The sequence below is a fragment of the Ferrimonas sediminum genome, assembly GCF_900100175.1.
GTDB classification, from domain to species: domain Bacteria; phylum Pseudomonadota; class Gammaproteobacteria; order Enterobacterales; family Shewanellaceae; genus Ferrimonas; species Ferrimonas sediminum.
On the sequence record NZ_FNEM01000026.1, the window covers coordinates 12,599 to 29,985 of the forward strand.

Annotated in this window: 18 protein-coding genes; 6 read left to right on the plus strand and 12 right to left on the minus strand. The window is 57.5% G+C overall.

Features of this window, described 5'->3' with window-relative positions; translation table 11 throughout:
* Nucleotides 1–59 precede the first annotated feature (59 nt).
* Entirely contained in the window at nt 60–665 is a 606-nt protein-coding gene (locus BLT77_RS18950) for a LysE family translocator (protein ID WP_090368318.1), read from the plus strand.
* 315 nt (nt 666–980) lie between these two features.
* Here the strand turns inward: BLT77_RS18950 and BLT77_RS18955 are convergent, their stop codons facing one another.
* The 4 genes from BLT77_RS18955 to BLT77_RS18970 are packed head-to-tail and all read right to left on the minus strand — an operon-like array spanning nt 981 to nt 3,805.
* The gene (locus BLT77_RS18955) at nt 981–2,147 is read right to left on the minus strand and encodes a glutathionylspermidine synthase family protein (RefSeq protein ID WP_090368319.1); all 1,167 of its coding nucleotides are present in this window, start codon (nt 2,145–2,147) and stop codon (nt 981–983) included.
* Nucleotides 2,147–2,845 carry a DUF1190 domain-containing protein gene (locus BLT77_RS18960; protein WP_090368321.1) on the minus strand — a complete coding sequence of 233 codons (699 nt, stop codon included), beginning with the start codon at nt 2,843–2,845 and terminating at the stop codon, nt 2,147–2,149. Before BLT77_RS18960 ends, BLT77_RS18955 begins: the two co-directional genes overlap by 1 nt.
* A gap of 9 nt (nt 2,846–2,854) precedes the next feature.
* Nucleotides 2,855–3,271, minus strand: coding sequence for a DUF350 domain-containing protein (locus BLT77_RS18965; RefSeq protein WP_090368323.1), 417 nt, complete (start codon nt 3,269–3,271; stop codon nt 2,855–2,857).
* A 54-nt stretch (nt 3,272–3,325) separates the two neighbouring features.
* Nucleotides 3,326–3,805 (minus strand): DUF2919 domain-containing protein, encoded by a 480-nt coding sequence (locus BLT77_RS18970; protein ID WP_176819394.1) that lies wholly within the window; start codon nt 3,803–3,805, stop codon nt 3,326–3,328.
* A 153-nt stretch (nt 3,806–3,958) separates the two neighbouring features.
* Between BLT77_RS18970 and BLT77_RS18975 the strand changes: the two genes are divergently transcribed.
* Nucleotides 3,959–4,327 carry a hypothetical protein gene (locus BLT77_RS18975; RefSeq protein ID WP_028113407.1) on the plus strand — a complete coding sequence of 123 codons (369 nt, stop codon included), beginning with the start codon at nt 3,959–3,961 and terminating at the stop codon, nt 4,325–4,327.
* 1,249 nt (nt 4,328–5,576) lie between these two features.
* Here BLT77_RS18975 and nth read toward each other — a convergent pair.
* From nth to rsxA, 7 genes are read right to left on the minus strand one after another with little or no spacing between them, the layout of a single operon-like run.
* Entirely contained in the window at nt 5,577–6,218 is a 642-nt protein-coding gene (gene nth, locus BLT77_RS18980) for an endonuclease III (protein WP_090368327.1), read from the minus strand.
* A 41-nt stretch (nt 6,219–6,259) separates the two neighbouring features.
* On the minus strand, nt 6,260–6,952 hold the full coding sequence (locus tag BLT77_RS18985; RefSeq protein WP_090368328.1) for an electron transport complex subunit E: 693 nt from the start codon (nt 6,950–6,952) through the stop codon (nt 6,260–6,262).
* Entirely contained in the window at nt 6,949–7,581 is a 633-nt protein-coding gene (gene rsxG, locus BLT77_RS18990) for an electron transport complex subunit RsxG (protein ID WP_090368330.1), read from the minus strand. Before rsxG ends, BLT77_RS18985 begins: the two co-directional genes overlap by 4 nt.
* On the minus strand, nt 7,581–8,636 hold the full coding sequence (rsxD, locus tag BLT77_RS18995; protein ID WP_090368332.1) for an electron transport complex subunit RsxD: 1,056 nt from the start codon (nt 8,634–8,636) through the stop codon (nt 7,581–7,583). Before rsxD ends, rsxG begins: the two co-directional genes overlap by 1 nt.
* Before the next feature lie 6 nt (nt 8,637–8,642).
* Nucleotides 8,643–11,405, minus strand: a complete 2,763-nt coding sequence (gene rsxC, locus BLT77_RS19000) for an electron transport complex subunit RsxC (RefSeq protein WP_090368334.1) — start codon at nt 11,403–11,405, stop codon at nt 8,643–8,645.
* Nucleotides 11,406–11,413: 8 nt separating this feature from the next.
* Nucleotides 11,414–11,965 (minus strand): electron transport complex subunit RsxB, encoded by a 552-nt coding sequence (rsxB, locus tag BLT77_RS19005; RefSeq protein WP_090368336.1) that lies wholly within the window; start codon nt 11,963–11,965, stop codon nt 11,414–11,416.
* A gap of 3 nt (nt 11,966–11,968) precedes the next feature.
* Nucleotides 11,969–12,547, minus strand: a complete 579-nt coding sequence (rsxA, locus tag BLT77_RS19010; protein ID WP_090368338.1) for an electron transport complex subunit RsxA — start codon at nt 12,545–12,547, stop codon at nt 11,969–11,971.
* A gap of 181 nt (nt 12,548–12,728) precedes the next feature.
* Between rsxA and BLT77_RS19015 the strand changes: the two genes are divergently transcribed.
* The 3 genes from BLT77_RS19015 (at nt 12,729) to amrA (ending at nt 15,222) form a co-directional block, all read left to right on the plus strand.
* Complete coding sequence (locus tag BLT77_RS19015) at nt 12,729–13,625, plus strand: DMT family transporter (protein ID WP_218126961.1); 897 nt, start codon at nt 12,729–12,731, stop codon at nt 13,623–13,625.
* A 185-nt stretch (nt 13,626–13,810) separates the two neighbouring features.
* Nucleotides 13,811–14,131 (plus strand): DUF6665 family protein, encoded by a 321-nt coding sequence (locus tag BLT77_RS19020; RefSeq protein ID WP_090368342.1) that lies wholly within the window; start codon nt 13,811–13,813, stop codon nt 14,129–14,131.
* 485 nt (nt 14,132–14,616) lie between these two features.
* Nucleotides 14,617–15,222: an AmmeMemoRadiSam system protein A gene (amrA, locus tag BLT77_RS19025; protein ID WP_218126962.1), complete on the plus strand. Its 606-nt coding sequence runs from the start codon at nt 14,617–14,619 to the stop codon at nt 15,220–15,222.
* Here amrA and amrS read toward each other — a convergent pair.
* Nucleotides 15,219–16,319 (minus strand): AmmeMemoRadiSam system radical SAM enzyme, encoded by a 1,101-nt coding sequence (gene amrS / locus BLT77_RS19030; protein ID WP_090368346.1) that lies wholly within the window; start codon nt 16,317–16,319, stop codon nt 15,219–15,221. The genes amrA and amrS overlap by 4 nt on opposite strands.
* A 74-nt stretch (nt 16,320–16,393) precedes the next feature.
* Here amrS and amrB point away from each other — a divergent pair, with 74 nt between their 5' ends.
* Nucleotides 16,394–17,176, plus strand: coding sequence for an AmmeMemoRadiSam system protein B (amrB, locus tag BLT77_RS19035; protein ID WP_090368348.1), 783 nt, complete (start codon nt 16,394–16,396; stop codon nt 17,174–17,176).
* Nucleotides 17,177–17,387: the final 211 nt, after the last annotated feature.

Below are 17,387 nucleotides of genomic sequence, written 5' to 3' on the forward strand. Positions count from 1 at the left end.
GTCTAGGTATGGGTAAGCTTGAGAGCATCCTCGATAGTGAATAGAGCAGTAAAGCAGTAATGACGTTTTTAACTTGGTTGCCTCTGGCAACGGTGTGCGTACTGGGCGCCATCAGTCCCGGCCCCAGCCTGGCGCTGGTGATCAATAACACGGTGCAGCGGGGTACGGCGACCGGCCTGCGCACGGCGCTGGGTCACGGTATTGGCGTGGCCCTGTATGCGCTGATCACGGCCATGGGCCTGGGGCTGCTTATTAGCCAGACCCCCTGGCTGTTTGACGCCATTAGGTACGCTGGCGCGGCGTTTCTGGTGTACATGGCGATTAAGATTCTGCGGGCCAGGCCTGCTGCCGAGGGAGAGGGTACGCTGCGCAAAAATCGTTTCGTCGGTTTTGGCGGTGGCTTTATGGTGGCGTTTCTCAACCCTAAGCTGGCCATCTTCTTCCTGGCACTGTTCAGCCAGTTTGTGCGCGCCGATCTCACGCTTGGGGATCAGTTGCTGATGATGGCGACCGCGGGTGGCATCGATGCCCTGTGGTACGCCGCGGTGGCACTGGGGATCGGTCGTACCGGTTTACTGGGTTGGCTGCAGCGTCACGGCATCTGGGTGGATCGGGCCAGTGCGGTGATTTTCCTGTTGCTGGCGACGGCGGTTCTGCTGCAGTAGTTTTTGTTAAACATCGGTTTGTAAGATATTAATGGACCGATTTTATCAATATGGCTGAACGGTATTATCACTGTGATCCAGAGCACAGTTGCGGCAGAGGCGCCTTGAGCCACCCAGCACAGCGGTTAAGCTGGTGTCAACCGTTGTCGGACTAAGGAGTGATGTCCATGGATACTAATGTAAAATACGCTTTGGGTGCCGCTGTTGGCTCTCTGGGTACTATCTGCTTCCTGGCTTCGTTTATTTTCTGAGTCGGACAAGCATTAAAAATGCCGCCTGTTGAGGCGGCATTTTTGTGTCTGCGATGTGTCCGGATCAGGGCAGAATGATGTGCGGCACGAATCGGGACAGATCCTGGGTGATCAGGCTGTGATCCTCCCGTACCGAAATCCCGGCGGCTTCATCGCCCACCAGCCAGGAGCCGATGAGGGCGTAGTCGTCACCAAACTTGGGCAAATCCTGGAATGCCTGGTAGATCACGCCCTCTTCACCGTACGGCCCCTCGCTGTCGGCGATCGCCTGGTTACCGTCGAGGATGCGGACATTGGCTCCCTCACGGGAGTAGATCGGCTTCTCAACCAAGCGGGATTCGCTGGCCAGATGGCGTTCGTCGGCAAAATAGGCGGGCAGCAGGTTGGGGTGGTTAGGGAACAGTTTCCACAACATCGGCAGTAGCGCCTTGTTGGACAGTACCGATTTCCAGCTCGGCTCCAGCCAGCGGGTCTGGGCTTTGTCGATGTGATCGCCAAACTCCTCCCGTAACATAAACTCCCACGGGTACAGCTTAAAGGCGGCGTGCATGGGGCGGTTGTCGCCATCCACAAAGCCTCCCTGAGGGGTTAAGCCGATGGACTCGATGTAGGTAAACAGGGTCTGCATACCCGCCTCTTCGGCGCAGTCTTGCAGGTACTGCACCGTACCCCGATCCTCGTCGGTGTCCTGGCAGCAGGCAAAGTGCAGCGGCACCGGGGGCCAGCTCTGTTTGAGCTGGGCGAAACGGGCGATCAGTTGTTCCTGAATGCTGTTGAACTGATCACTGCCGTCGGCAAGGGTACCGTCTTTCAGGCGCTCGTCCAGCCATAGCCATTGAAAGAAGGCGGACTCGTAGAGTGAGGTGGGGGTATCGGCATTGTTCTCCAGCAACTTGGCCGGGCTGGTGCCGTCGTAGGCCAGATCCAGGCGGGCATACAGGGCCGGATCCTTTAGTCGCCAGGAGCGGGCGATCATCTCCCAGTGGGCTTCGGGAATGGCAAACTTGCGCAGCAGGGCGTCGTCCTGCACCACTTTGTCCACCACCTCAAGACACATCTGATTGATCTCTGCGGTGGGATCTTCCAGGTCCCGCTCTATCTGCTCCAGGGTGAAGGCGTAGTAGCGGCTTTCATCCCAGTAGGGCTCGCCATACATGGTGTGGAAGTTAAACCCGTAGGTCTCGGCTTGTTGCTGCCAGTTGGCTCTGGGGGCAATGAGGTGACGTTGCATCAGCCGCCCCAACCACGACTAGAGCTTTTACGTGAGCTGCTGCGGGCTTTGGCCGCCTGAGCCGATTTTACCTGTGCCATTTTACCAAAGCCGCCCCGTTGGGTGACATTGGTGGCTTTCTTCGGGGTGAAGTTATTGGGGCTGGTGCGAACAACGCGGTCGCCGCTGCGGCCGACCACATCACCGGCCCCGGTGACCAGCTTGCCATTGAGCGGTGAGCGGGCATTTTTGGAGCTGTAAACCGGGGCGGTACGGTATTTATTGCGGGAACCACTGAGCATATTGCCGAGCATGTAACCGTACATCATCGGCATAAACCAGCCGCCACCACCACTGTTGTCGGCGTATTGCTCTCCGTCCACCAGAGTGCCGGCGTCGCCGGCCAGGTCGGTGGCAAAGTCGCCGCCGCCGGTACACTGTTCGGCCCCGAACTCCAGCTCACAATCGGCCAGGGAGTTAAAGCGGGGTGCGGTCTCTTCGGCCAGCGCCTGAGCTTCACCAAAGACGCTTTGGCATAGCTGCTCCTGTCCCGGGTTGACCTGGATACATTCGGTGACGTTGCGATAGACCTGAGCGGTTTCCTGCATCGGTTCCGGGCTGCAGCCGGTCAGCGTCAGGGAGACGCTGATGGCGGCGGCGGTAGGCACCGTCAGTTGTTTTTTGAATCGGGGTGACAAAATAGAGCGACTGCGCTTCACAGGAGTCTCCTAGTAACTCATGCAGGCCGCATTCAGCAGGCCGACACTGATGTTGATGGCGGCCAGCACGATGGCGGCGGCAACGTTATTCTGTTCAATTTTTTCCACCAGCCCCGGCAAAACCACAAAGCGGACGGCGGTGAAGGCCAGCAGTTGCGCCAGCAGTGCCACAGCGGCCCAAAGCAGGTAGTCGGTGACGGAGACTGAGTTGCTGGCGGCTGCGGCCAGAGCCAGGGTAAAGCCTACCAATGCACCCCCGATGCCGATGGCCGCGGCCTGGTTCTGGCTCTCTTTGACCAGTCCCCACTCATCGTAGGGTGTGATGGCCGAATAGATCATCTTGAACACGGCAATCAGTGCCAGACCGATCACCAGATAAGTGAAAAAGGGGCCGATACCAGCCAGGGAGTGGGTCAACGTTTCCATATTTTTGCCTTATTTTTCAGGAGATCCATTCTATACCGAAAGCCAATGGCGCCGCTAACTTCTTACTTTGGTATGGGACAGAACGTGTGCCCCATTGAAGTAGTGGCCAATACGCCGGCTTTTAATAAGGTACCAGCCAAACCAGAAACTGGCTAACAGTGGCAGTGCTTGGTAAAGGGCGACGTCGCCTCGCAGCTGCTGTAGGGCACTGGCTTGCAGGGTAAGATCCAACAGCCAGTTGGCCATCAGAATCCACTTACCCTGTTGCCAGACCCGTTTAACCCACAGGCGATTGCCATCTTTAAAGCGGCCGAGAATTGCCAGCAGGACCACCGGTAAACCGGACAGCAGCCCCAGGTAAAAGTAATGGGTATTGGGGTAGAACAACGACAGAATGTCTGAGCCGGTGCTACGGCTGGCGGCGGCGATGGCCATCAGCAGCCAGGTGCGCCCTAAAAACGCCATCAGCAGAAACAGCCACAATGGCGGTTTCAGGTCTCCGTCTTGATTAAAGGCGTATATCGGGTAGGTCACGGCTCGGCTCCTTGATGGCATCAATTTGTTATGGGGGTGGATGAACCGAATTTCAATGAGCGTAGGTAATTACGTTGATTGTGACAGCGGCATGACGCTGTTCTATGATTGTAGCCATGCCCAAGGAGTGGGCCCCAGCTAGAGGATGGCAGCATGAGACCACGATTTCAGGCCGGACGACACATCATCATTCGCATTCCCCCCCATGAGTACCCGGGTAATTTAAGCTTTTATCGCGATGTTCTGGCGTTGGAAGAGGACGCCAACTACGTGGATCAGGGGCTGGGTGCCCACTGCTTCTGCTTTGGCGATAAACGCCTGGTGTTGTCGGAGGTGAAGACCATCAGCCAACTGGAGATCTGGTTGCACGTGGAAACCGACAACGTCGATGATGCCGCTTTCTTTCTGGCCACCCACGGGGTAGTGCGTCGCGACGAGATTGCGCCATTGCCGGATAATGGCGGCTTTTGGGTTTGTAGTGGTTCGGGTGTGATTCATCTGATCGACGCCATGGCCTCCTGAACCACAGAAGCCACTGGGCCCTCGCGTTCGCAAGGGCGACGGTGCGAGTTGGTGGGGTTTGTGGTAGCCAAGCCGTTACTGTGGTTTCTGCAAAGCCCGGTGCAGTTCGTTTCCCTGGTACTTGAATCACCCCTCTGTCGTGCCCGCGAATGCGGGTACCCAGTGTCTGTGCGCTTTGTCATTCTTGCGCAGGCGAGAATCCAGCGTCTTTTCTCTTTATCAAAACCGAAAGCCACTGGCCCCTCGCGTTCGCAAGGGCGACACGGTTGAGGGTGGGGTGTTAGGGTTGGTTGAGGCGCCCGCCATCTGGGCTGCTGTTACCCCAATACTTGAATCACCCCTCTGTCGTGCCCGCGAATGCGGGTGCCCAGTGTCTGTGCGCTTTGTCATTCTTGCGCAGGCGAGAATCCAGCGTCTTTTCTCAAAATCAAAACCGAAGCCAAAAAGCCCCCGTGCTGGCAAGGGCGACGGTGCGAGTTGGTGGGGTTTGCGGTAGCCAAGCCGTTACTGTGGTTTCTGCAAAGCCCGGTGCAGTTCGTTTCCCCCGCACTCTAATCACCCCTCTGTCGTGCCCGCGAATGCTGGTGCCCAGTGTCTGTGCTCGTATCACCATTAAAGTCACTGGGCCCTCGCGTTCGCAAGGGCGACGGGTGGGGGCAGTCGTGCCCGCGAATGCGGGTACCCAGTGTCTGTGCGCTTTGTCATTCTTGCGCAGGCGAGAATCCAGCGTCTTTTCTCAAAATCAAAACCGAAGCCACTGGCCCCTCGCGCTGGCAAGGGCGACACGTTGAGGGTGGGTGTTTTGGTTGGTTGAGGCAGTCGCCGTCTGGGCTGCTGTTACCCCAATACTCGAATCACCCCTCTGTCGTGCCCGCGAATGCGGGTACCCAGTGTCTGTGCGCTTTGTCATTCTTGCGAAGGCGAGAATCCAGCGTCTTTTCTCAAAATCAAAACCGAAGCCACTGGCCCCTCGCGCTGGCAAGGGCGATAAGGTGAGCGTTAGTTGGCCGCGGCAGTAGTGCGGGTTGCAGGGGGAGTGCGGGTAACACCAAGCGTCAAATGACCTTCGGTCGTGCCCGCGGACGCGGGTACCCAGTGTCTTTCTCTTGCAGATGCAGGGAGGTAGCTCATCGACTTTGTTCGGCAACATCGCCGGTTGATGTCGGAGTTTCACGGGTGAACCTCCCGGCAATCTTGTCCATGCAAAAACGCCGTGGCAGGCCACGGCGTATGTTGTCCGGGAGGGCGGTTACTCCTCCGGATACACTTTCTCTTTGAATTCGCACAGGTCTTCGATGATGCAGCTGCCACAGCGAGGTTTTCTGGCTAAGCAGGTATAGCGCCCATGGAGAATCAGCCAGTGGTGTACGTCCACCTTAAACTCGCTGGGTACCACTTTCAGCAGCTTCTGCTCCACTTGATCGACATTTTTGCCTATGGCGAACTTGGTGCGGTTCGATACCCGGTAGATGTGGGTATCCACAGCGATGGTCGGCCAGCCGAAGGCGGTGTTTAACACCACGTTGGCCGTCTTGCGACCGACACCGGGAAGCGCCTCCAGTGCGGCGCGATCTTCCGGTACCTCGCCACCATGGAGGTCGACCAGCATCTGTGCCGCCTTGATGACGTTCTCCGCCTTGGTGTTGAACAGGCCGATGGTCTTGATGTAGTCCTTGACCCCTTCTGCGCCGATGTCCAGCATCGCCTGTGGCGTATTGGCCACAGGGAACAGCAGGCGGGTGGCCTTGTTGACGCTGACGTCGGTGGCCTGCGCCGACAGGGCAACGGCCACCAGCAGTTCATAAGGGGTGGAAAACTCCAGCTCGGTGGTCGGGTGCGGATCGTTGTCTCGCAGCCGGGTCAGGATCTGTAGCCGTTTTTCGTTATTCATGGTGTTGTGCGTTCCGTGTCATAAACCAGCCGGGAGTCTTGTTAATTGGTTACCCGGGCTCGTTCAATCTTAACTGTTTCTTTTTTATCGGCAAAGGCGGCTTCTACCTTGTCATTCATGGCATTTTTGATGGCAATCAGCAGTCCCATGGCGATAAAGGCACCCGGTGGCAGCAGGGCCAACAGGAACGGGCTATCCACCTGCCATAGCTCGATGCGCAGCGCCGTGGCCCAGTCTCCCAGCAACAGGTCGGCACCGTCAAATAGGGTGCCCTGGCCCAACATCTCCCGGATGCCACCCAGTAGGCTGAGTACAATCAGGAAACCGGTCGACATCATAAAGCCATCGAAGGCAGCATGGGCGACGGAGTTTTTTGAGGCAAAGGCTTCGGCGCGGCCAATGATCACACAGTTTGTGACGATCAGCGGCAGGAAGATCCCGAGGGACAGATACAGGCCGTAGGCATAGGCATTAACCAGTAACTGTACGCAGGTAACCAGAGCGGCAATGATCATCACATAGATGGGAATGCGCACTTCGCCGGGAATGCTGTTGCGAAGCAGAGACACCAGTACGTTGGAGCATACCAGCACCACCATGGTTGCCAGGCCCAGCCCGATTGCGTTGGTCAGGGTATTACTGACAGCCAACAATGGACATAGCCCCAGCAGTTGCACCAGTCCGGGGTTACTCTTCCACAGCCCTTGCCAGGCAATCTCTCTCATTTGACTCATGACTTGTCTCCACACTGTGGTGCGGTGGTGATTTCGCGCTTAAACCGCTTTATGTAGTTCAGGCCGTTGCGCACTGCTTTGGTGTAGGCCCGCGGCGTAATGGTGGCGCCGGTAAACTGATCAAAGTCGCCGCCGTCCTTTTTGACACCGATGCGCTTGTCGTCTTCATCGATCAGGATGTAGCCATTGAAACTCAGAACCCAGTCGGATTTGCGGGTTTCAATGCTGTCCCCCAGCCCGGGGGTTTCCTTATGACTGAGGGTGCGAACGCCCAGAATCTCCTCATCCCAGCTGACACCGATGATCAGATTGATGTCGCCGTTGTAACCGTCGGGGGCGGTGGTTTCTAATGCCATGGCAACAGGCAGTCCCTCTTTAATCGCCACGAACGCCCGTTGAGGCTTGGTGGTTCCCAGGTACTGCTCGTTAGTGACCAGATGGCAGCTTTCGTGCAACGGCAGATCGTAGCTGTCATTGGGCAGGATCTGGTGCAGAGTTTTCAGTAACTCCTGCTGCTGTTGTTGGTAGATGCGTTCTTTGGTTAGTTGGTGGGTAACCGCCACTACGGCGGTGGCCGCCATGCCGAACAGCGCCAGAACCAAGCCATTTCGTTTCATTGATGCCAGCATTATTCGCTCCCGTGGCCGTATGTGCGTGGGCGGGTGTAGTAGTCGATCATTGGTGCGCACATGTTGGCCAATAGAACGGCAAAGGCGAAGGCATCCGGGTAGCCGCCAAAGCTGCGGATCAGGTACACCAGTAGGCCAATCAGGGCGCCAAAGATCAACCGGCCACGGTTACTGGTTGCGGCGGTTACCGGATCGGTGGCGATGAAGAAGGCACCAAACATGGCTGCGCCGGAGAACCAGTGGAATACCAGCCCACCAGTACCGTCAGGGTGCAGCATGGTGCCCATGAAGGCTGACAGCCCCAGCGCCGCCAGAACGGCCAGAGGAATATGCCAACGAATCACCTTAAGTTTGAGCATCATCAACCCGCCGAGCAGGAAGCCGGCGTTGACCCAGACCCAACCGGCACCGAAGTTGCCATCAAATATGGGCTTGGCGAAGCTTTCACCGGCGGTCAGGCCCAGGGTGAGATCGGTTTTCAGGGTATCCAGTGGCGTGGCCATGGTTACGCCATCGACGCCCATGGCCAGTTGTGGCATTGACAGCCCCAAATGGTTACTGCCAAGGAAGATCATCTCCAGCGTCGAGGGCAGATCCAGGACATTGGCGGCCAGAGGTTGTGGCGGCAGCCAGGCGGTCATCTGAACCGGGAACGAGATTAGCAAGGCGACGTAGGCCACCATGGCCGGATTAAACAGGTTTTGTCCCAGGCCGCCATAGAGCTGTTTGGCGACCACGATGGCAAAGAAGGCACCCATGGTAACAATCCACCAGGGAGCCAGTGGCGGCATGCAAATACCGATAAGCACAGCGGTAACCAGGGCGGAATAGTCGCCCAGGGCACCCATGATCGGGCGTCCCCGCAGTTTGACAAACAGGGCTTCGGCGCTCAGTGCCACCACCGCGGCAATGGCGATTTGGATCAGGTTGCCCCAACCAAAGAAATACCACTGGGCGGCAATGCCGGGCAGGGTGCACAGAGCCACGCGTTGCATCACCTGATTGGTTTTAGTGTGCGTGGTCGCGTGGGGTGAGGAGGCGATCTTAAAGGCCATGTATCACTACTCGTCTGATGATTTATTGGCAGCATCACGCTGCGCTTGTTGTTTGGCTTTTGCCTTGGCGATGGCGCGGGCAATGGCGGCTTTCTTCGGATCTGACTCCGTAGCCGGCTCTGCAGCCGGGACCGGTTCAGCATCAGGTGCCGAGGTTGTCGAAATCGGTTCGCCGTTGCTGTCGGCCGCCTGCTTGGCTTTCGCCTTGGCGATGGCGCGAGCAATGGCGGCTTTCTTCGGATCGGACTCCGTAGCCAGCTCTGCAGCCGGGACCAGCTCAGCATCAGACGCCGAGGTTGTCGCGACCGGTTCGCTGTTGCTGTTGGCCGCGGCCTGTTTGGCCTTGGCTTTGGCGATGGCGGCCGCTACTGCGGCTTTGCGCTTGTCGTCGCCGGCCTTTGGTGCGGCCACCGCGGGTTGGGCGGGGGTGCCGGTTACCGCATCATCCCCTTTCGCCGCGGCTTGTTTGGCCTTGGCTTTGCCGATGGCGGCCGCCACGGCGGCTTTGCGCTTGTCGTCGCCGGCCTTTGGTGCGGGCGTCGCGGGTTGGGCGGGCGTGTCGGTTACCGCATCATCCCCTTTCGCCGCGGCTTGTTTGGCCTTGGCTTTGGCGATGGCGGCCGCCACGGCGGCTTTGCGCTTGTCGTCGCCGGCCTTTGGTGCGGCCACCGCGGGTTGGGCGGGGGTGCCGGTTACCGCATCATCCCCGTGCGCCCTTGCCGCGGCTTGTTTGGCCTTGGCTTTGCCGATGGCGGCCGCTACCGCGGCTTTACGCTTGTCGTCGCCGGCCTTTGGTGCGGCCACCGCGGGTTGGGCGGGGGTGCCGGTTACCGCATCATCCCCTTTCGCCGCGGCTTGTTTGGCCTTGGCTTTGGCGATGGCGGCCGCCACGGCGGCTTTGCGCTTGTCGTCGCCGGCCTTTGGTGCGGCCACCGCGGGTTGGGCGGGCGTGTCGGTTACCGCATCATCCCCTTTCGCTGCGGCCTGTTTGGCCTTGGCACGGGCGATAGCGGCGGCCACGGCGGCTTTGTTCGGATCGGCGGCAGCACTGCTGCTTTGGGCGGCCTTCTTGGCTTTGGCCCGGGCGATGGCGGCAGCCACGGCATCCTGCTTGGGATCCGTGCTGGCCGGGGAGGTGTCGGTTGCGGCTTTTCCGGCTTTACGGGCGCGCGCCTCGGCTTTACGCTGAGCGCGCAGAGCGGCCATATCCTGTTCACCGTTCGCTACCGGCTTGGCCTTTTTGATGCGAGCCAGTGCTGCCTGTACGGCGTCGCTGTCGGCGGCTGGAGCGCTGACTTTGCGTTTGGCTGCTGCGGCCTTGTGACGATTTTCCCGCTCCTGTTTCTCTTTTTCCAGTCGAGCCTGGCGAGCATCGAATCGAATCTTTGCGCGGTCGGATGCCTGCTGTTTCAGGGCTTCCTGTCGCAGTGCCGATTTGGCGATGCGGTAATACTGCACCAGAGGGATGTCCGACGGGCAGACGTAGGCGCAGGCACCACACTCAATGCAGTCTCTAAGGTTCAGCGCTTCGGCTTTGTCGAGCTCTTTGGCCTTGGCGTGCCAGTAAAGCTGCTGAGGCAGCAGTTGCTGAGGGCACGCTTGTGCGCACTCTCCGCAGCGGATGCAGTTGAGTTCGCGGGCGTTGCCTGGCAGCTCCTTGCGTGAGGGTACCAGTATGCAGTTGGTGGCTTTGGTCACCGGCGCCTTCAGGCTCGGCAGGGTAAAGCCCATCATCGGGCCCCCTATGATCACCTTTTGCCCCAGAAGTTGCGGGTTAAAACGGGTCTGTTTCAGCAGCCAGTCGATTGGGCTGCCAAGGCGGACCCAGTAGTTTCCAGGCTGTTTGGTGCGCTGGCCGGTGACGGTGACGACCCGTTCGATCAGGGGTTCACCGTCGAACAGGGCGCGCTTTATGGCAAACAACGAGCCGACGTTTTGCATCACCATTCCCAGTTGGGCAGGAATCTTGCCGGAGGGAACCTCCTGACCGGTGAGGATCTGCACCAGTTGTTTTTCACTGCCCGAAGGGTACTTGGTGGGGATGACTTTGACCTGCAGCTTCTTAGAATCGAAGTGACTGGTTTTCACCGCTTGTTCGATGGCTGCAATGGCCTGGGGTTTGTTGTCCTCAATGGCAAACAGAATTCGCTCGGGGGACAACAGCGTGTCCAGCACCGTCAGCCCTTGAACGATTTCATTGGCAAACTCCCGCATCAGAGTGTCGTCGGCGGTGATGTAGGGTTCGCACTCGGCAGCGTTGATCAGCAGGTATTTTACCGGCTGAATTGGGCTGAGTTTGATGTGGCTTGGGAAGGTCGCGCCCCCAAGGCCGGCGATTCCGGCATTGAGGATAGCCGCCAGAATCTCGGTGTTGTCCATGCCTGCCAGGCTGTCGCGGGTGGTCAGTGCGCACCAGCGGTCTTCACCATCCGGTTTCAGGGTGATGGTGGTTTCAGGCAGGCCAGACGGGTGGGTCGAGGCCCAGTCGCCTATGGCTTCGATGATCCCTGAGGTTGGGGCATGCACTGGCAAAGCCATCGGGGCGTTAGGTTGCGTCAGCGGTTGGCCTTTGAGCACCTTGTCGCCGACCTTAACCAGCAGGCTGCCTGGCTGGCCGATGTGCTGAGTGACCGGAATGTAGAGGTGTTCCGGCAGGGGCAGCGTGTCAATGGGCGTCTGGTTGGACAGGGTTTTGTTCTCTGGCGGATGGATGCCGCCAGGAAAGGTCCACAGAGTGCCGTTATCGATTTGTTCGGTTAGAGTTTGCATAAATTCGGTTACTCCACCTCTTTGACGGCGATCCGGTTCAGATCCCAGTTCCAGTTTTGTTTTGTGGTTTTCACTGGGATCATGTCGATGCAGTCAACCGGGCAGGGGGCTACGCACAGGTCGCAGCCGGTACAATCTTTGGCAATCACCGTATGCATCTGCTTACCGGTACCGACAATGGCGTCTACCGGACAGGCCTGAATGCACTTGGTGCAGCCGATACACTCGTCTTCACGAATGTAGGCTACATGGGCGATCTGTTCTCCTCCTTCCAGAGGTTCGGGCTCGATACCCATCATGTCGGCGAGTCTTTGAATCACCGCATCGCCACCAGGAGGGCATAGGTTAATGGGTGCCGCACCCGAGGCGATGGCCTCGGCATAGGGGCGACAGCCCGGGTAACCACACTGACCGCATTGGGTTTGGGGCAGAGTGTTGTCTATCTGTTCGACTATGGGGTCCGACTCTACCTTAAAGCGGATGGAGGCGTATCCCAGGATGATACCGAAAAACAGGGCCAGTCCTGCCAGTACTACGACGGCTATTACGATACTGCTCATGGTCTATTTCACCAGCCCGGTAAAGCCCATAAAGGCCAATGACATCAATCCGGCGGTAACCATGGCGATGGAGGCGCCCTTGAATGGGGCGGGCACATCGGCAGCGGCCAGTCGTTCGCGCATGGCGGAGAACAGTACCAGTACTAAAGAGAAACCTACGGCGGCACCGAAGCCATAGATCAGTGATCCGAACAGATCATGCTGCTCCTGTACGTTCAGCAGTGCCACACCCAGCACCGCACAGTTGGTGGTGATCAACGGCAGGTAGATTCCCAGCACCCGGTAGAGGGAGGCGCTGGTTTTACGCACTACCATCTCGGTGAACTGTACTACCACAGCAATCACCAAAATGAAGGCCAGGGTGCGTAGATACACCAAATCGCAAGGGATAAGTAGGTACTTGTTGATCAGATAGCTGCACAAAGAGGCGAGCGTTAGAACAAAAGTGGTGGCCATCGACATACCGATGGCGGACTCGACCTTACCGGACACCCCCATGAAGGGGCACAGTCCCAGGAATTTCACCAGGACAAAGTTGTTGACCAGAATGGTGCCAACAAGAAGGAGCAGATACTCTGACATTCGTTTGAGGCTCGGGATACACTTAGCCCTCTATTATCGGTAATTGATTGCACTTAAACAACTGAAGACAAATAGGGTTATTCACAGAATAAATGGAAAGCGTGATCTTTGGCCGTTAACTGACTACCATATCGACGTTTTTGGCGATAGCCATGTTGTAACCGGCCTGGGAAACAGAGAATTGAAGGGACGTACCGCCGAAATGGCGTTGATTGTGGCCATGATTTTATGGGCCAGCAGTTTTATTGCACTGAAAGTGGCATTTGAGAGTTATGACCCCTGGACGGTGATTGCCGGACGGATGTGGGTCGCCTGTCTGTGCTTTGCGTTTTTCTGGCCTAAGTTGTTCAACTTCCAGTATCGAAAAGGGGACTGGAAGATTCTGCTGGTGATGGCAGCGGTGGAGCCCAGTCTGTATTTCATTCTCGAAGGGTTGGCGCTGCAGTACACCAGCGCCAGTCAGGCTGGCATGGTAACGTCGCTGGCGCCGCTGCTCACTGCCATTGTGGCCTTTATTGTGCTTAAGGAGCGCATAACCAAAGTCGCGGCAGTGGGCCTGTGCATCGCCATTGTCGGGGTCATGGTGCTGGGTTCTTCCGGTGATGTGACTGAATCCGCGCCTAACCCGATGTTGGGTAATACTCTGGAGCTGGCTGCCATGCTGTGTGCCGCCATCTTCAGCGTGTGTTTGAAACTGCTCAGCGAGCGCTATTCCGCATTGACTCTCACGGCTTACATGTCGGCGGTCGGGGCGGTGTTTTTCACGCCGCTGGCGCTGTTAAAGGGCGGGCCGTGGCATTTCAGCGTCGAGCCCATCGTTTCCATTGTATTCCTTGGTGCCTTTGTCACTCTGGGTGGTTATCTGCTGTATAACTACGCCATTGCCCATATGCCGGTTTCGCGGGCATCGATGTTCGTAAATCTGATTCCGGTGTTTACCGTGATTCTGGCCTATCTAATTCTGGATGAGCGGTTGAACCAGACCCAGTTGATGGCCAGCGTGGTGGTGATGCTGGGGGTGGGTCTGAGCCAGATTAAGCCGCGTAAATCGGCAGAAACCCAGTCTCAACCATCCTGAATGCTCTCTGTTTGGCTAAAGGGCGGGGTGGAGTGATGCTGGATCTGGTTCCGGGCCGGGATCCGGGCTTCACCGCGTCAGTAGCGGCCGATTAATGGTTGAGCGGTGCAATTTGGCCGAAGTTGGAGTATAAGAAGAGTTGTCCCTACTGGGGTGAGCATTCAGCAAAAGGGAGCTGGAACCTTATGCAAAAGTTTGGCCTGGATAGTCTACGTTCAGACAAATACAGCTCATTGGAGTCGGAGATCGTCAAGGAGAAGGCGACCACTCTTGGGCGGGCCGGTAAGCGACTGCAGCAGGCGGTCGATCACTACTACGCCAACATTGACGGTGCTGGAGAAACTCATCGACAAAGCCTGATCAATGAGGTTACCGATGCGGTTTGGGCCTTGATTCTACAGCGGGAGTTTTCCGGGTTTTGCCACCAGAATCTTGAGTGGATTACCGAGCATTATGATGTTCCGCCGGAAGCCATCAACCGTATGGGAAAGCAGCCGCATAAATAGCAGTTGCACTGTACCTCGAGCAGGCAAGGGCAGCGAGGTGCCGAGCTTGAAACCACCCTCCGCCTTGGCGCGAACGATTCGGTTACTACCGCACTATATACACCCTCTGTCGCCCCCGCGAACGCAAGTCGGTAACCACAGCTCGCGAATCAATCCTCCGTGGTGCCCGCGAATACGGGTACCCAGCGTCTTTTCCTCAATCACCATCAAAGTCGCTGGGCCCTCGCGTGCGCAAGGGCGACGGGTGAGGTAGGCCGTGCCCGCGAATGCGGGTACCCAGTGTCTGTTTCCGCAATCATCATCAAAGTCGCTGGGCCCTCGCGTGCGCAAGGGCGACGGGTGAGGTAGGCCGTGCCCGCGCAGGCGGGCAGCCAGTGTCTTTTCTCTCTGTATCATGCAGGGTTTAGGTGTTACGTCAGTGATCTGGCCGGACGTTCGCACTGTGCTACGCTGACTGAAAGGGTGACTGGTAATGACAGGAATCGATGATGGCAGAGAGGAGAGAAGCCGGGCAGAAAGGGGGAAGGGCTTTCCTGGGAGTAACCGAGCGAACTCAGTTGCTGATGTTGGCGCGGGAAAGCATCAAATACGGCCTCAGCCATGGCTGCCGCCAGCCGCTGTCCGGTTTTACCGCCGCTGTTTTTCGTCATCACGCTGCCTGCTTTGTGACTCTGACCAAAGCCGGTGCGCTGCGAGGCTGTGTGGGGACACTGGTAGCAGACCAACCTCTGGCCGACACCGTCGCCTATTTTGCGTATTCGGCGGCGTTTGAAGATCACCGCTTTGAACCTCTGGCGGCCAATGAACTGGCTCAGGTGTGTATTGGTATTTCGGTATTGTCGCAGCAAGAACCGATGGCCATCGGCAGTGAATCCCAGTTGTTGGAAACTCTGTCACCGTGCAAGGATGGTCTGACGCTGAGCTATGGCCGTCATCACGCTACTTTTTTGCCTCAGGTGTGGGAGTCGTTGCCTGAGCCGCGCGCTTTTGTGTCTGCTCTAAAAGCCAAGGCCGGCTTACCAGAGGACTTCTGGAGTACCGAGATGCAGTGGTCCCATTACGGTGTTGAGTCGTTTTCTGAGCGCGATTAGGGGCTGATACGCACCGGTATCCGTTCTCGTCCAAAATGGCCAGGTTCATGGTCAAATACACCTGCGATATGGGTATTGCACTCGGGGCAGCGGCCATCATCCAGGTGCCAGTTGGTGAGTTCGTACCAATCTCTTCCAATTAGCAGGGCTCCGCAATGGGGGCACCAGGTACTGTCGCCCTCGGGATCATGCACATTTCCCACATAGACGTAGTTGAGTCCCGCCTCAAGAGCAATGCGCCTTGCTTTAAGCAGCGTTGCTTTCGGGGTGCGGGGTTTATCCATCATGTGAAAATCGGGGTGAAATGCGCTGAAGTGCAGCGGCACGTCCGGGCCCAGATTGTCCATTAGCCAATGGCACATCGCATGAGTTTCTTCCGGGTCGTCGTTTTCACCAGGGATGAGTAGGGTGGTGATCTCCAGCCAGACTTCGGTCTCGTGCTTCAGGTACAGCAGGGTGTCGAGTACGTCAGCCAGATGGCCATGACAGATCTTACGGTAAAAGCGTTCACTGAAGGCCTTCAGATCGATATTGGCAGCATCTATGTGGCGGAAAAATTCCTGACGAGGAGCGGGGTCGATATAGCCGGCACTGACGGCGACCGAACGCACGCCTTGTTCGCGGCAGGCAATGGCGGTGTCGACGGCGTACTCAAGAAAGATCACCGGGTCGTTGTAGGTGAATGCAACACTGGCGCAGCCCAACCGCTTGGCGGTGCTGGCCAGCGCCTCCGGCATGGCGACATCTGCCAATGTGTCCCATTGCCGGGACTTGCTGATGTTCCAGTTCTGACAGAACTCACAGCTCAGGTTGCAGCCTGCGGTGCCAAAGGACAACACCGAAGTACCGGGGAGAAAGTGATTCAGGGGCTTTTTCTCAATTGGGTCAATACAAAAGCCGCTGGAGCGCCCATAGCTCGTTAGCACAATCTTGCCTTGATGGTTGGCTCGAACAAAGCAGGCACCCCGTTTTCCTTCTCTAAGTTGGCAGTGCCGCGGGCATAGATCGCACTGTACCCGACCGTCGTCGAGGCGGTGCCAGTAGTGGGTGGGGTGGTATTGTGGTGGTGAGGTGAGCGCTTTATTGTTCCTCAACATGGGCGGACTCCGACTACCTTTGGCTGAAAATCGAGTACGCTTTAAGTATACCTCTGTACAGATAAGGAGGGGGTATGAGTGTACGTTCAACGGCGGTCGCCGGCAGTTTCTATCCGGATGACCCCGCGGTTTTGGCGGAGCAGTTAGATCAATTGGTGACTCCAGGACATGCTTTGGGAATGCCAAAAGCGGTGATTGTGCCCCATGCCGGCTATGTCTATTCCGGCGAAGTGGCCGGTCGTCTGTTTGGATCGCTGGATGCCATCGCAGGTCATGTCAGTCGAGTGGTGATGCTGGGGCCTAGCCACCGAGTTTCCTTCGAAGGAATCGCGCTGCCCGGCGTGGAGGGGTTTGATACCCCTTTTGGTGTGGTAGAGATCGACACGGCAGCTTGTCAACGCCTGTTGGATATTGATGGGATTGAGGTTCGCGATGATGTGCACCAGCAAGAGCATTCTCTCGAAGTGCAGTTGCCCTTTATTAAGCGCTGTTTCACTAAGGCCCGCATCGTACCCTTGCTGGTGGGCGGAGCCTCGGCCACCCTGGTTGCCAAAGCGATGAAGCGGCTGTGGGGCGGCGATGAAACCCTGATGGTGATCAGTTCAGACCTCAGCCATTTTATGGAGTATGCCGAGGCCAAGGACAAAGACAGGCGCACCTGTCACCGCATTGAAACTCTGGATGGGCCGCTGCATGGTGATGACGCCTGCGGCTGTCGCGCCATCAATGGACTGATGTTGCTGGCTAAAGAGCGGGGCATGCAGGTGCGTTGCATGGAGTACCTTAACTCCGGCGATACGGCCGGTGACAAACAGCGGGTGGTGGGTTACGCCAGTTTTGCGGTTTATGAGGGGTAGAGAACAACTGCGGATCTGACAAACGACACGGTGCAACTGCGGATCTGACAAACGACACGGTGCAGAGGGGGCAGAGCTGCTCCCTGGTCGTTATGGTTGGCCATGACAACGTGTTTTATTCTGCCACCCTGATGAACGATAAGGTTCAGTGACTTTGATGTGGTTCATTGGAAGCAGACGCTGGGTACCCGCGTTCGCGGGCACGACGGAG

Excerpts from the sequence above, each read along its gene's own strand:
- BLT77_RS18950 (WP_090368318.1), top strand. The coding sequence starts at position 60 with ATGACGTTTTTAACTTGGTTGCCTCTGGCAACGGTGTGCGTACTGGGC.
- BLT77_RS18955 (WP_090368319.1), bottom strand. The coding sequence starts at position 2,147 with ATGCAACGTCACCTCATTGCCCCCAGAGCCAACTGGCAGCAACAAGCC.
- BLT77_RS18965 (WP_090368323.1), bottom strand. The coding sequence starts at position 3,271 with ATGGAAACGTTGACCCACTCCCTGGCTGGTATCGGCCCCTTTTTCACT.
- BLT77_RS18975 (WP_028113407.1), top strand. The coding sequence starts at position 3,959 with ATGAGACCACGATTTCAGGCCGGACGACACATCATCATTCGCATTCCC.
- nth (WP_090368327.1), bottom strand. The coding sequence starts at position 6,218 with ATGAATAACGAAAAACGGCTACAGATCCTGACCCGGCTGCGAGACAAC.
- BLT77_RS18985 (WP_090368328.1), bottom strand. The coding sequence starts at position 6,952 with ATGAGTCAAATGAGAGAGATTGCCTGGCAAGGGCTGTGGAAGAGTAAC.
- rsxG (WP_090368330.1), bottom strand. The coding sequence starts at position 7,581 with ATGCTGGCATCAATGAAACGAAATGGCTTGGTTCTGGCGCTGTTCGGC.
- rsxD (WP_090368332.1), bottom strand. The coding sequence starts at position 8,636 with ATGGCCTTTAAGATCGCCTCCTCACCCCACGCGACCACGCACACTAAA.
- rsxC (WP_090368334.1), bottom strand. The coding sequence starts at position 11,405 with ATGCAAACTCTAACCGAACAAATCGATAACGGCACTCTGTGGACCTTT.
- rsxB (WP_090368336.1), bottom strand. The coding sequence starts at position 11,965 with ATGAGCAGTATCGTAATAGCCGTCGTAGTACTGGCAGGACTGGCCCTG.
- rsxA (WP_090368338.1), bottom strand. The coding sequence starts at position 12,547 with ATGTCAGAGTATCTGCTCCTTCTTGTTGGCACCATTCTGGTCAACAAC.
- BLT77_RS19020 (WP_090368342.1), top strand. The coding sequence starts at position 13,811 with ATGCAAAAGTTTGGCCTGGATAGTCTACGTTCAGACAAATACAGCTCA.
- amrA (WP_218126962.1), top strand. The coding sequence starts at position 14,617 with ATGATGGCAGAGAGGAGAGAAGCCGGGCAGAAAGGGGGAAGGGCTTTC.
- amrS (WP_090368346.1), bottom strand. The coding sequence starts at position 16,319 with ATGTTGAGGAACAATAAAGCGCTCACCTCACCACCACAATACCACCCC.
- amrB (WP_090368348.1), top strand. The coding sequence starts at position 16,394 with ATGAGTGTACGTTCAACGGCGGTCGCCGGCAGTTTCTATCCGGATGAC.